Source organism: Streptomyces sp. ISL-96, from assembly GCF_018614035.1.
Classification (GTDB): domain Bacteria; phylum Actinomycetota; class Actinomycetes; order Streptomycetales; family Streptomycetaceae; genus Streptomyces.
Window position 1 is genome coordinate 35159 of record NZ_JAGGPA010000030.1, and the last position, 12776, is coordinate 47934.

The following is a 12776-nucleotide window of genomic DNA, read 5'->3' on the forward strand; positions in this document are numbered from 1 at the left end:
AAGGCAGCTTCCCCCATGGACCCCCTCGGTACCGGCGACCCCCTCCGGCTCGGCCCCTACCGTCTCCACGGCGTACTGGGCGAAGGCGGCATGGGCAAGGTGTATTTCGGGCAGGACCGCGCAGGTGCCACGGCCGCGGTGAAGGTCCTCAGACCCGAGCTCGCCCACGATCAGAACCTCGCTCAGCGCTTCGTCCGTGAGGCCCACATGGCACAAGCCGTCACGAGTACAGGTGTGGCACGCGTCCTTGTCGCCCAGACCGAAGGCGGGCGGCCGTGGATGGCCACTGAGTTCCTGACCGGGCCGACCCTTGACCAGGCCGTCGATGCCCACGGGCCCTTCGACGAGACGGCCGTGCGCGCTCTGGCCACCGCACTCGCCCGCACGCTGGTGGACATTCACGCGGCAGGCCTGGTCCACCGTGACCTCAAGCCTGCCAACATCGTGCTGACTTCAGTCGGTCCCCGCATCATCGACTTCGGCATCGCCCGCCCCGAGCACGGCCTCACCCTCACCACAACCGGCCAGGTACCGGTCACGCCCGGCTACGGCGCCCCCGAGCAGGCGCTGGGCCGGCGCGTCGGCCCGCCCGCCGATGTGTTCTCACTGGGAGCCGTCCTGGTGTACGCGGCCAGCGGATGCCCGGCATTCGACGGCGGCCATGTCGCGGCCGTGCAGTACGAGGTCGTACATGGCGAGCCTCAACTGGGCCGCATACCTGCGCGACTTGAGCCGCTCATCGCGCCATGCCTCGCCAAGGACCCTGCCTTCAGGCCCACTCCGGGCCAGATGGCAACAGCCTTCGCCCCGCCCCGTGGTGCGGACCGCGTCTGGCGCCACGGCCCTGTGGCCACCGACATCAAGCAGCGCGAGCGCACGGTTCACCAGCTGACCACGGCCGTTTCTGGAACCGGCACCGCTCGGCGCATGTCGCGGCGTCGCCTGCTCACCACGCTCGCGGTCGGCGGCACAGCAGTCGTGGCCGGCGGCGGTTCAGCGGCTTGGTGGCTGCGAGAACGTCAGCGGCCCGACGCGTTCGCCCTGCCGCCCGCCGCCAAGATCCCGGAGGCGCAGGTTCTGTCAGCCGCGGGCGGGAAGGCCACCCCCTTGTGGGGGCCGCTGGCGGTGCTCTCCAAGGAATCGCCGATTTTTCGGCCCGTACGCGACGTCATAGTCCTCGGCGCCAAGAACGGGGGTATCACCGCTCACAGCGTCGTGGACGGAAAGCTTCGCTGGACGGCGCCCGAGGCTGACGCAGCCGCCGGGATCCTCTCCTTGTCGGACGCGCTTGTCGCAGCCGTTGATGCCAAGGGGGCACTGATGACGTTCGTCGCCTCCACAGGTGATCCCAGGTGGACAGCGCCAGCGGCAGGAGCCAGGACCGTCATCGCCGCGGACGACACAGCCGTGTACGTCGCCACCAAGGACGGCCGCCTGCGCAGCATCAGCCGTTCCGACGGCACGACCCGCTGGACGGCGCACGCCAAGGTGGATCTCGAAAAGGAGAGACGGCCGATAGGCATCGCGGCACAAGGCCGTTTGGTCGTCACCACAGACTCAGGTGCCGTCATCGCCGTCGACTCCGGCAACGGTCGCCATGTATGGGATATCCCGAACCAGGCCACTGCCGACGAGGAGAAGCTCCGTCCGGTGGTCTCTGGACGGACCGTTTACATCAACGGCACGACCCTGACCGCTCGTAGTATCGCCGACGGCACGGAGCAGTGGGCAAAGACCGAGGTCTCCGGTGGAAAGACCCAGCCCGCGGGCCCTCCCGTTGTCCGCGGGAAGACGGTCTATGCCACTGCGGGGCCGCATGTCATGGGTTATAGCGCCGATGACGGGACCGAGCTGTGGAAATCGGCCGAGGGGTACTTCATCCACAGCCCGGTAGCCTTTCAGGGCAACGATGTGTGTGTCATCAACACAATCCGGTCCAGCAGCGACGACATGGGCGTGTGGGCCATGGCCCACGACAGCCGCCGGCGGTCCTGGACGTATCCCCTGCCCGCCGACGCCGGCTCCTACGGGATGGCCGGGAGCGGCAACCGGGTCTTCGTCACGCATGGCGATGCACTGCTCGCGCTGCCGGTATCCGCACAGGGATCGTAACCAGGACGCCCGGCCCGTGCACTGACCTCCTGACCGGGCTGGTAAGCTGCATGACGGCCGCTTGTGTATGCGCCTCCGGACACCCGGAGGCTGCGCCCAGCGGATCCCGCCTCCCGAGTAACGGAAGCTCCCCAGAGAATTCGACCTGGGGCACTCGATGGCCATACGAAGACCAAGAGGAGTACGCGTGCCGCTCGACGCCGCTACGAAGAAGCAGATCATGACCGAGTTCGCCCAGAAGGAAGGCGACACCGGCTCCCCCGAGGTCCAGGTCGCCATGCTTTCGCGCCGGATCTCGGACCTGACCGAGCACCTGAAGCTGCACAAGCACGACCACCACTCCCGTCGTGGTCTGCTGATCCTGGTCGGCCAGCGTCGCCGCCTGCTGCAGTACCTGGCCAAGAAGGACATCCAGCGCTTCCGTGCCCTGGTCGACCGCCTCGGCATCCGCCGTGGCGCGGCCGGCGGCGCCAAGTAAGACGGACGTCGTGAAGGGAGCGGTACCCCACTTCTAGGGGACCGCTCCCTTTGCTGTACGTGCGAGACGTACCGGACGCTCAGTAGTCTGGTCGTACAACGAAACACAGAACACGAGCGAGAAGCGGCTTCCCCGCCGCCGGTCCTCGGTAGTGGCCCCCGGAGCACAACGACCCCGGGGTCTTCGATCGAAGACCGGCCCCGCAGCAGAAGCGCTTCTCCGCCACCGTCCCTCCGCCACACGGGCGTATGGGACGAAAGACGAAAAGTATCGGAGATAACGCTAGTGGAGAACGAGACCCACTACGCCGAGGCCGTCATTGACAACGGTTCCTTCGGCACCCGCACCATCCGCTTCGAGACGGGCCGCCTGGCCAAGCAGGCCGCCGGCTCCGCCGTGGCGTACCTGGACGACGACACCATGGTGCTGTCGGCCACCACCGCTTCGAAGAAGCCCAAGGACCAGCTCGACTTCTTCCCCCTGACGGTGGACGTCGAGGAGCGGATGTACGCAGCCGGCAAGATCCCCGGCTCCTTCTTCCGTCGTGAGGGCCGGCCCTCCGAGGACGCGATCCTCACCTGCCGCCTGATCGACCGCCCGCTGCGCCCCTCCTTCAAGAAGGGCCTGCGCAACGAGATCCAGATCGTCGAGACGATCATGGCGCTCAACCCCGACCACCTGTACGACGTGGTCGCGATCAACGCCGCCTCCTGCTCCACGATCCTGGCGGGCCTGCCCTTCTCCGGCCCGATCGGCGCCACCCGTGTCGCCCTGATCAAGGGCCAGTGGGTCGCGTTCCCGACGCACACCGAGCTCGAGGACGCCGTCTTCGACATGGTCGTCGCCGGTCGCGTCCTGGAGGACGGCGACGTCGCGATCATGATGGTCGAGGCCGAGGCCACCGAGAAGACGATCCAGCTCGTCGCGGACGGCGCCGAGGCTCCGACCGAGGAGATCGTCGCCGCCGGTCTCGAGGCCGCGAAGCCGTTCGTCAAGGTCCTCTGCAAGGCCCAGTCGGACCTCGCCGCCAAGGCTGCCAAGCCCACCGGCGAGTTCCCGGTCTTCCTCGAGTACCAGGACGACGTGCTGGAGGCGCTGACCGCCGCCGTCAAGTCTGAGCTCACGCAGGCGCTCACCATCGCCGGCAAGCAGGACCGTGAGAACGAGCTCGACCGCATCAAGGAGATCGCGGCCGAGAAGCTGCTCCCGGCCTTCGAGGGCCGCGAGAAGGAGATCTCGGGTGCGTACCGCGCGCTGACCAAGCACCTGGTGCGCGAGCGCGTCATCAAGGACAAGGTCCGCATCGACGGCCGTGGCGTCACGGACATCCGTACGCTCGCCGCCGAGGTCGAGGCCATCCCGCGCGTGCACGGCTCAGCGCTGTTCGAGCGTGGCGAGACCCAGATCCTGGGCGTCACCACCCTCAACATGCTCCGCATGGAGCAGCAGCTGGACACCCTTTCCCCGGTGACCCGCAAGCGCTACATGCACAACTACAACTTCCCGCCGTACTCCGTCGGTGAGACCGGCCGCGTGGGCTCGCCCAAGCGCCGCGAGATCGGCCACGGCGCGCTCGCCGAGCGTGCAATGGTGCCGGTGCTGCCGACGCGCGAGGAGTTCCCGTACGCGATCCGTCAGGTGTCCGAGGCTCTCGGCTCCAACGGCTCGACGTCCATGGGCTCGGTCTGCGCCTCCACCATGTCGCTGCTGAACGCCGGTGTGCCCCTCAAGGCCCCCGTCGCCGGTATCGCCATGGGCCTGATCTCGCAGGAGATCGACGGCAAGACGCACTACGTCGCCCTCACCGACATCCTCGGTGCCGAGGACGCGTTCGGTGACATGGACTTCAAGGTCGCCGGTACGAAGGAATTCGTCACCGCCCTCCAGCTCGACACCAAGCTGGACGGCATCCCGGCCTCCGTCCTGGCCGCGGCCCTCAAGCAGGCCCGCGACGCCCGCCTCCACATCCTCGACGTGATGATGGAAGCGATCGACACGCCGGACGAGATGTCCCCCAACGCCCCGCGGATCATCACCGTCAAGATCCCCGTGGACAAGATCGGTGAGGTCATCGGCCCCAAGGGCAAGATGATCAACCAGATCCAGGAGGACACCGGCGCGGACATCACGATCGAGGACGACGGCACCATCTACATCGGTGCCCAGGTCGGCTCGCAGGCCGAGGCGGCCCGCGCGACGATCAACGCGATCGCGAACCCGACCATGCCGGAGGTCGGCGAGCGCTACCTGGGTACGGTCGTCAAGACCACCACCTTCGGTGCGTTCGTCTCCCTGATGCCCGGCAAGGACGGTCTGCTGCACATCTCGCAGATCCGCAAGCTCGCCGGTGGCAAGCGTGTGGAGAACGTCGAGGACGTCCTCGGTGTGGGCGCGAAGGTCCAGGTCGAGATCGCCGAGATCGACTCCCGCGGCAAGCTCTCCCTCGTCCCCGTGATCGAGGGCGAAGAGGGCACCGACGCCGACCAGAAGGCCGACGCCGACCAGTGACATCCCGTAGTTCCGTGACGACGGCCCGCACCTCTTCGGAGGGGCGGGCCGTCGCCCGTACCCAAACACTGCTCAAGGGCCAGAACGGCATCGGCACCGTCCGCAGGACCACCCTCCCCGGCGGCCTGCGGATCGTCACCGAGACCCTGCCCTCCGTACGCTCCGCCACCTTCGGCATCTGGGCACACGTCGGCTCGCGCGACGAGACGCCCACCCTGAACGGCGCCACGCACTACCTGGAGCACCTCCTCTTCAAGGGCACCGAGAAGCGCAGTGCCCTCGACATCTCCTCCGCGATCGACGCGGTCGGCGGCGAGATGAACGCCTTCACGGCGAAGGAGTACACGTGCTACTACGCACGTGTCCTGGACACCAACCTCCCCCTCGCCATCGACATCGTCTGCGACATGCTGACGGGGTCCCTGATCAGGACCGAGGACGTCGACGCCGAGCGCGGCGTCATCCTCGAAGAGATCGCGATGACCGAGGACGACCCGGGCGACGTCGTCCACGACCTGTTCGCCAGGACGATGTTCGGCGGCACCCCGCTGGGCCGCCCGGTCCTCGGCACCGTCGACACCGTCGAGGCGCTGTCCGCGGACCGCATCCGCCGCTTCTACAAGAAGCACTACGACCCGACGCACCTGGTCGTCGCGGCCGCCGGCAACGTGGATCACGCCACGGTCGTACGCCAGGTCCGCAAGGCCTTCGAGCGCGCCGGCGCCCTGTCCCGTACGGACGCGGTCCCGCTCGACCCGCGCGACGGCTCCCGCATCATCCGCACCGCCGGCCGCGTCGAGCACCTGAACCGCAAGACCGAGCAGGCGCACGTCGTCCTCGGCATGCCGGGCCTGTCCCGCACCGACGACCGCCGCTGGGCGATGGGCGTACTCAACACCGCTCTCGGCGGCGGCATGTCCTCCCGCCTCTTCCAGGAGGTACGGGAGAAGCGCGGCCTGGCGTACAGCGTGTACTCGTACACCTCCAGCTTCGCCGACTGCGGCCTCTTCGGCGTGTACGCGGGCTGCCGGCCCGCCCAGGTCCACGACGTACTCAAGATCTGCCGCGACGAGCTCGAAAAGGTCGCCGCGGACGGTCTGCCCGACGAGGAGATCGACCGCGCCGTCGGCCAGCTCTCCGGCTCCACGGTCCTCGGCCTGGAGGACACCGGCGCGCTCATGAACCGCATCGGCAAGAGCGAGCTGGCCTGGGGCGATCACATCTCGGTGGACGACATGCTCGCCCGGATGGCGGCAGTGACGCCCGATGACGTACGGGAGGTGGCCGCCGAAGTCCTGGGCCACCGTCCCTCGCTGTCGGTCATCGGCCCGCTGAAGGACAAGCAGGCAGACCGCCTGCACGAATCAGTCGCCTAGAGACGTCAGACAGAAAGAAGCAAGCAATGAGCAAGCTGCGCGTGGCCGTTCTCGGTGCGAAGGGCCGTATCGGCTCCGAGGCCGTACGGGCCGTCGAGGCCGCGGAGGACATGGAGCTGGTCGCGGCGCTGAGCCGGAGCGACAAGCTCGAAGCCCTCGTCGAAGCCGACGCCCAGGTCGTGGTCGAGCTGACCACCCCCGCGTCGGTGATGGGCAACCTCGACTTCTGCGTACGCCACGGCATCCACGCGGTCGTCGGCACCACCGGCTGGACCGACGAGCGCCTCGCGCAGCTGCGCTCCTGGCTCGACACCTCCCCGGAGACGGGCGTGCTCATCGCGCCCAACTTCTCCATCGGCGCCGTCCTCACCATGAAGTTCGCCCAGCAGGCGGCCCCGTACTTCGAGTCCGTCGAGGTCGTCGAGCTGCACCACCCGAACAAGGCCGATGCCCCCTCGGGTACGGCCACCCGCACCGCCCAGCTCATCGCGGCGGCCCGCGCCGAGGCCGGCAGCGCCCCCCAGCCCGACGCCACGACCACGGCGCTGGACGGCGCGCGCGGCGCGAACGTGGACGGCGTACCCGTGCACGCCATCCGCCTCCGCGGTCTCCTCGCCCACCAGGAAGTCCTCCTGGGCGGCGAGGGCGAGACGCTGACGATCCGTCACGACTCCCTGCACCACAGCAGCTTCATGCCGGGCATCCTGCTCGGCGCGCGCCGCGTGGTGACCACTCCCGGCCTCACCTTCGGCCTGGAAAACTTCCTCGACCTGAACTGACGGCAGAACAGCAGCCATGCGCGCAAAGATCACGTACTTCGTCCTCGCCGCCGTCCTGGTCGTCTACTTCGTCCTGGCCGGCAGCCGCGGCTACTTCCTCATCCGGGAAGGGACCGTCCTCACCGTCACCTTCGGCGTCGCCGTGCTGATCCTCCCGGCCATCGGTGTCTGGTTCCTCTGGCACACCACGCAGTTCGCCCGCAAGGCGGACGCGCTGTCGGCGAAGCTGGAGGCCGAGGGCGGCCTGCCCGTGGACGAGCTGGTACGTACGCCCGCCGGACGCATCGACCGCGACTCGGCCGACGAGGTCTTCGCGCGGCGCCGCGCGGAGACCGAGGACGCGCCGGACGACTGGCGCTCCTGGTTCCGTCTCGCGATCGCCTATCACGACGCGCGGGACACCCCCCGAGCCCGCAAGGCGATGCAGCGGGCGATCGCGCTGCACGAGGGCAAGTAGACCCATGTGAAAGGGGGCGTCCGACCGGACGCCCCCTTTCCCATGCGCTGCCGCGTCTCAGACGGGCCGGTACTCGTCGCCCCACGCCTCGACCGTGTCGGCCGCCCGGTCGAAGGCCTCCACCCGCGACAGGAAGTCCGCGTTGTGGTCGGTGAGCAGCTGAAGCCGCTCACCGTTCTGGTGCACGAGTACGAGCGCCTGCCCCTGCACCGTGCGCGGCAGCCCGAGCCACCGCACCGGCTGCTGAACCGTGCGTACGTCCGTGGCCCGGGCCCACGGCACCGTGGTCGTCGAGAAGAAGCCCACGCGCCGCAGGCCGTGCCGGCTGACCCAGGCACCGACGCGCAGCAGCCGCAGGGCGCAGGCGACGAAAACCACGCCGAGGCCCAGACAGATCCCGGCTCCCGGCATCGCACCGGCAAAGGAAATGATCATCGCCGCCAGCAGAACGAAGGACGCCATGAGCAGCAGCAGGGCTGCCGCTCCGACGCGCCACGGCCCGGGGCGGTAGGGCCTGCGCCATTGATCGTGGTCGTCGAAGGGCAGCGCGACATCGTCGGAAGTCTCGCCGGCCACTTCGAAAGCACGGTCGGCCGTCAGGAAAGGCAGGGGCACGACTGATCCTCACTCACCAGCACGCTCGATTGGGCTGTGCCCGGTGAGGCTACCGAGGAGGTCTTCGCCGGGCCACCTCAGGGGGCCCGGACGAGTCAGCGACCCTCAGCGGCTTCGGATTTCTGGGTCGCACCCGGGCCCTGTGCGGGATCCAGGGCGGGAACCCCGAAGAGCAGCGATCCCACCAGTCCGGCGACGACGGTGAAACCGATGAGCATACGACCCGCGATCTGGGACGCACTCGGACGTTCGGGGGGCGGAGGGGTGACGTTACTGCGGAATCGGTCGGCCTCGGCAACGAATGCGAAGGGGACGGACTCTCGCCGGCGCAACATGGGGCGGCACTCCTTTGTTTTTTTTGACCTGGTACTAGGGCTTCTACAGTGACAGACGTACAAAACTGCCGCTTGGTGCCCGATTTCCCCGAATCGGCCGAACAATGTCCCCCGACCGCCGCGGGCCGTCACTGTCACCCCGGCCCGTAGAGTGTGGGGCGCCCGAGCGATGTACATGGAAGGACCCCGCCGGTGACTGTTACCCCTGATGGCACCCCCACAGAGACCCCGAAGCCCAGCTTCCGCAGCGAAGTGACCGTCGAACTGGTGAAGCACACCGCCAGCGACTCCGACGTCCTGTGGGCCGCCCGTGTCTCGACCGCCGGCGAGCAGTCCCTGGAGGAGCTGAGCAAGGACCCGGAGCGCTCCAAGGGCCTCATCAACTACCTGATGCGGGACCGCCACGGCAGCCCCTTCGAGCACAACTCGATGACGTTCTTCATCAGCGCCCCGATCTTCGTCTTCCGCGAGTTCATGCGCCACCGCGTCGGATGGTCGTACAACGAGGAATCGGGCCGCTACAGGGAGCTGGAGCCGGTCTTCTACGTCCCCGGTGAGTCCCGCAAGCTCGTCCAGCAGGGCCGCCCCGGCAAGTACGAGTTCGTCCAGGGCACCCCGGAGCAGCAGGAGCTCACGACCCGCGCGATGGAGGACTCCTACCGCCAGGCGTATGACGCCTACCAGGAGATGCTCGCCGCCGGAGTGGCCCGCGAGGTCGCCCGCGCGGTGCTCCCCGTCGGCCTGTACTCCTCGATGTACGCGACGTGCAATGCCCGCTCCCTCATGCACTTCCTCGGCCTGCGTACGCAGCACGAGCTCGCGAAGGTGCCGTCCTTCCCGCAGCGCGAGATCGAGATGGTCGGGGAGCAGATGGAAGCCCACTGGGCCAAGCTCATGCCCCTCACCTACGCGGCCTTCAACAACAACGGCCGAGTCGCGCCGTAAGGCCTGAATACCGGCTTGAGTACAGATGTACGGGCCCACCGTCCGAAGTGTCCGTATTGCCGCAGTTCGAGAATTTCATCTAGGCTGATCAAACGGACCCGGCACTGCTTGAACCCCCGAGCAGGCAGTGTCGGGTTCTACTCTTCCTGTACGTCTGACCTCCCCCGAGGGGACACCACGCGTTGAGCAGCGAGTAGCGTGTTACCCATGGCTCCGATCTCCACTCCGCAGACCCCCTTCGGGCGGGTCCTCACCGCCATGGTCACGCCGTTCACGGCGGACGGCGCACTCGACCTCGACGGCGCCCAGCGTCTCGCCGCCCACCTGGTGGACGCGGGCAACGACGGCCTGATCGTCAACGGGACCACCGGCGAGTCCCCGACCACCAGCGACGCGGAGAAAAACGACCTCGTAAGGGCGGTCCTCGAAGCCGTCGGAGACCGGGCCCACGTCGTCGCGGGCGTCGGCACCAACGACACCCGCCACAGCCTTGAGCTGGCCCGCACCGCCGAGCAGACCGGCGCCCACGGCCTCCTCGCCGTGACGCCGTACTACAACAAGCCCCCGCAAGAGGGCCTGCTCAGGCACTTCACGGCCATCGCCGACGCCACCGAGCTCCCCGTGATGCTCTACGACATCCCGGGCCGCAGCGGTGTGCCGATCAACACCGAAACGCTCGTCCGGCTCGCCGAGCACCCGCGGATCGTCGCCAACAAGGACGCCAAGGGCGACCTGGGCCGCGCCAGCTGGGCCATCGCCCAGAGCGGCCTCGCCTGGTACTCCGGCGACGACATGCTGAATCTTCCCCTTCTGTCCGTCGGCGCGGTCGGCTTCGTCTCGGTCGTCGGCCACGTGGTCACCCCCGAGCTGCGCGCTCTCCTGGAGGCCCACCTCGCCGGCGACGTGCGCAAGGCGACCGAGATCCACCAGCGGCTCCTCCCGGTCTACACCGGCATGTTCCGCACCCAGGGCGTCATCACCACCAAGGCCGCCCTCACCCTCCAGGGCCTGCCCGCGGGCCCGCTGCGCCTCCCCATGATCGAGCTCACGCCCGACGAAGAGGCACAGCTGAAGCGGGACCTGGCAGCCGGCGGAGTCCAGCTCTAGCCGGCCACAGACTTCACAACTGAATAAGCAGGAATCCCACAGACAACAGCAAGTGCACGAATGTCATGCGCGCCACGTGCCTCAGCGGTACGTGGCGTGTGTGGTGAGGAGAGTCTTTTGAGTCATCCGCATCCTGAACTCGGTACGCCGCCGAAGCTCCCGAAGGGCGGCCTGCGCGTAACTCCGCTCGGCGGTCTCGGCGAGATCGGCCGCAACATGACGGTCTTCGAGTACGGCGGTCGCCTGCTCATCGTCGACTGCGGCGTGCTCTTCCCCGAGGAGGAGCAGCCCGGCATCGACCTGATCCTGCCGGACTTCACGTCCATCAAGGACCGCCTCGACGACATCGAAGGCATCGTGCTCACGCACGGCCACGAGGACCACATCGGTGGCGTCCCCTTCCTGCTCCGCCTGAAGCAGGACATCCCGCTGATCGGCTCCAAGCTGACCCTCGCACTGATCGAGGCGAAGCTCCAGGAGCACCGCATCCGCCCGTACACCCTCGAAGTCACGGAAGGCCACCGCGAGCGCGTCGGTCCCTTCGACTGCGAGTTCGTGGCGGTCAACCACTCCATCCCGGACGCGCTGGCCGTCGCCATCCGCACCCCGGCGGGCATGGTCGTCCACACCGGCGACTTCAAGATGGACCAGCTGCCGCTGGACCGCCGTCTCACCGACCTCCCGAAGTTCGCCAAGCTCGGCGAAGAGGGCATCGACCTCCTCCTCTCCGACTCGACGAACGCCGAGGTCCCGGGCTTCGTCCCGCCCGAGCGCGATATCTCGAACGTCCTGCGTACGGTCTTCGCGAACGCCCAGAAGCGCATCATCGTGGCCAGCTTCGCCAGCCACGTGCACCGCATCCAGCAGATCCTCGACGCGGCCCACGAGTACGGGCGCCGCGTCGCCTTCGTAGGCCGCTCGATGGTCAGGAACATGGGCATTGCCCGCGACCTGGGCTACCTCAGAGTCCCGGCCGGCCTGGTCGTCGACGTAAAGACCCTCGACGACCTCCCCGACCACGAAGTCGTCCTCGTCTGCACCGGCTCCCAGGGCGAGCCGATGGCCGCGCTCTCCCGCATGGCCAACCGCGACCACCAGATCCGCATCGTCCAGGGCGACACGGTGATCCTGGCGTCGTCGCTGATCCCGGGCAATGAGAACGCGGTCTACCGGGTCATCAACGGTCTGACCCGCTGGGGCGCCAACGTCATCCACAAGGGCAACGCCAAGGTCCACGTCTCGGGCCACGCCTCGGCCGGCGAGCTGCTGTACTTCTACAACATCTGCAAGCCGAAGAACCTGATGCCGGTCCACGGCGAATGGCGCCACCTGCGCGCCAACGCCGAGCTCGGCGCCCTGACGGGTGTTCCCAAGGACCACATCGTCATCGCCGAGGACGGCGTGGTGGTCGACCTTATCGACGGCCGCGCGAAGATCGTCGGCAAGGTCCAGGCGGGCTATGTGTACGTCGACGGCCTCTCCGTCGGCGATGTCACCGAAACCCACCTCAAGGACCGCCGGATCCTCGGCGAAGAGGGCTTCATCTCGGTCTTCGTCGTGGTCGACACCGCCACCGGCAAGATCGTGGGCGGCCCGAACATCCACGCACGAGGCTCCGGCATCGAGGACTCGGCCTTCTCTGCTGTCGTCCCGCGCATGGAGGAAGCCATTGCCAAATCGGCTTCCGACGGCGTCCTGGAGACACACCAGATCCAGCAGCTCATCCGCCGTACGGTCGGCAAGTGGGTCTCCGACACCTACCGCCGTCGTCCGATGATCCTGCCGGTCGTCGTCGAGGTCTGACGGGCCCAACTGCGAGCGGGGTGCCTCGATTTGCATCGAGGCACCCCGCTCCAGTACGTTTACGACTCCTCCTCAACGGGAAGCGCCCGGCACCCTCGTGTGCCTGGACCACTCCGAACGGGGCGGGAATTCCGACTCGGAACCTCTGATAAAGTCGGAATCGCCGGAAAGGGAAACGCGAAAGCGAAGAACTGGAAAGCGCCGAGGAAGTCGGACACGAAAGAGTCTGATAGAGTCGGAAACACGAAATACCGAACGAAA

11 protein-coding genes are annotated in these 12776 nt (G+C 67.8%); 9 read left to right on the plus strand and 2 right to left on the minus strand.

Translation table 11 applies throughout. From position 1 onward, the window contains the following. Nucleotides 1–15: 15 nt before the first annotated feature. From J7E96_RS20830 to J7E96_RS20855, 6 genes are all read left to right on the plus strand, one after another. Nucleotides 16–2112, plus strand: a complete 2097-nt coding sequence (locus J7E96_RS20830; protein WP_215133173.1) for a PQQ-binding-like beta-propeller repeat protein — start codon at nt 16–18, stop codon at nt 2110–2112. Nucleotides 2113–2299: 187 nt separating this feature from the next. After that, a complete protein-coding gene (rpsO, locus tag J7E96_RS20835; RefSeq protein WP_215133174.1) occupies nt 2300–2590 on the plus strand; it encodes a 30S ribosomal protein S15 in 291 nt (96 codons plus the stop codon). A 285-nt stretch (nt 2591–2875) separates the two neighbouring features. Further along, a complete protein-coding gene (locus tag J7E96_RS20840) occupies nt 2876–5098 on the plus strand; it encodes a polyribonucleotide nucleotidyltransferase (RefSeq protein ID WP_215133175.1) in 2223 nt (740 codons plus the stop codon). Further along, entirely contained in the window at nt 5095–6474 is a 1380-nt protein-coding gene (locus J7E96_RS20845; RefSeq protein ID WP_215133176.1) for a pitrilysin family protein, read from the plus strand. The genes J7E96_RS20840 and J7E96_RS20845 overlap by 4 nt, the downstream gene beginning before the upstream one ends. A 26-nt stretch (nt 6475–6500) precedes the next feature. Further along, a complete protein-coding gene (gene dapB / locus J7E96_RS20850) occupies nt 6501–7253 on the plus strand; it encodes a 4-hydroxy-tetrahydrodipicolinate reductase (RefSeq protein ID WP_215133177.1) in 753 nt (250 codons plus the stop codon). Between the two features lie 16 nt (nt 7254–7269). Further along, on the plus strand, nt 7270–7710 hold the full coding sequence (locus tag J7E96_RS20855) for a hypothetical protein (protein ID WP_214974703.1): 441 nt from the start codon (nt 7270–7272) through the stop codon (nt 7708–7710). A gap of 57 nt (nt 7711–7767) precedes the next feature. Here J7E96_RS20855 and J7E96_RS20860 read toward each other — a convergent pair whose 3' ends face one another. Both J7E96_RS20860 and J7E96_RS37560 read right to left on the minus strand, forming a co-directional pair. Further along, on the minus strand, nt 7768–8325 hold the full coding sequence (locus J7E96_RS20860; RefSeq protein ID WP_215133178.1) for a hypothetical protein: 558 nt from the start codon (nt 8323–8325) through the stop codon (nt 7768–7770). A 95-nt stretch (nt 8326–8420) separates the two neighbouring features. Beyond that, entirely contained in the window at nt 8421–8660 is a 240-nt protein-coding gene (locus J7E96_RS37560) for a hypothetical protein (protein ID WP_251070205.1), read from the minus strand. Nucleotides 8661–8852: 192 nt separating this feature from the next. On the opposite strand from J7E96_RS37560, the gene thyX reads away from it, so the two are divergent. From thyX to J7E96_RS20875, 3 genes are all read left to right on the plus strand, one after another. After that, on the plus strand, nt 8853–9605 hold the full coding sequence (gene thyX / locus J7E96_RS20865) for an FAD-dependent thymidylate synthase (protein ID WP_215133179.1): 753 nt from the start codon (nt 8853–8855) through the stop codon (nt 9603–9605). Between the two features lie 207 nt (nt 9606–9812). Beyond that, complete coding sequence (dapA, locus tag J7E96_RS20870; protein WP_215133180.1) at nt 9813–10712, plus strand: 4-hydroxy-tetrahydrodipicolinate synthase; 900 nt, start codon at nt 9813–9815, stop codon at nt 10710–10712. Between the two features lie 117 nt (nt 10713–10829). Then, entirely contained in the window at nt 10830–12515 is a 1686-nt protein-coding gene (locus J7E96_RS20875; RefSeq protein ID WP_214974694.1) for a ribonuclease J, read from the plus strand. Nucleotides 12516–12776: the final 261 nt, after the last annotated feature.

What these genes read in the sequence shown, in the direction of transcription:
- J7E96_RS20830 (WP_215133173.1), top strand. Translation starts at nt 16, where the DNA reads ATGGACCCCCTCGGTACCGGCGACCCCCTCCGGCTCGGCCCCTACCGT.
- dapB (WP_215133177.1), top strand. Translation starts at nt 6,501, where the DNA reads ATGAGCAAGCTGCGCGTGGCCGTTCTCGGTGCGAAGGGCCGTATCGGC.
- J7E96_RS20855 (WP_214974703.1), top strand. Translation starts at nt 7,270, where the DNA reads ATGCGCGCAAAGATCACGTACTTCGTCCTCGCCGCCGTCCTGGTCGTC.
- J7E96_RS37560 (WP_251070205.1), bottom strand. Translation starts at nt 8,660, where the DNA reads ATGTTGCGCCGGCGAGAGTCCGTCCCCTTCGCATTCGTTGCCGAGGCC.
- dapA (WP_215133180.1), top strand. Translation starts at nt 9,813, where the DNA reads ATGGCTCCGATCTCCACTCCGCAGACCCCCTTCGGGCGGGTCCTCACC.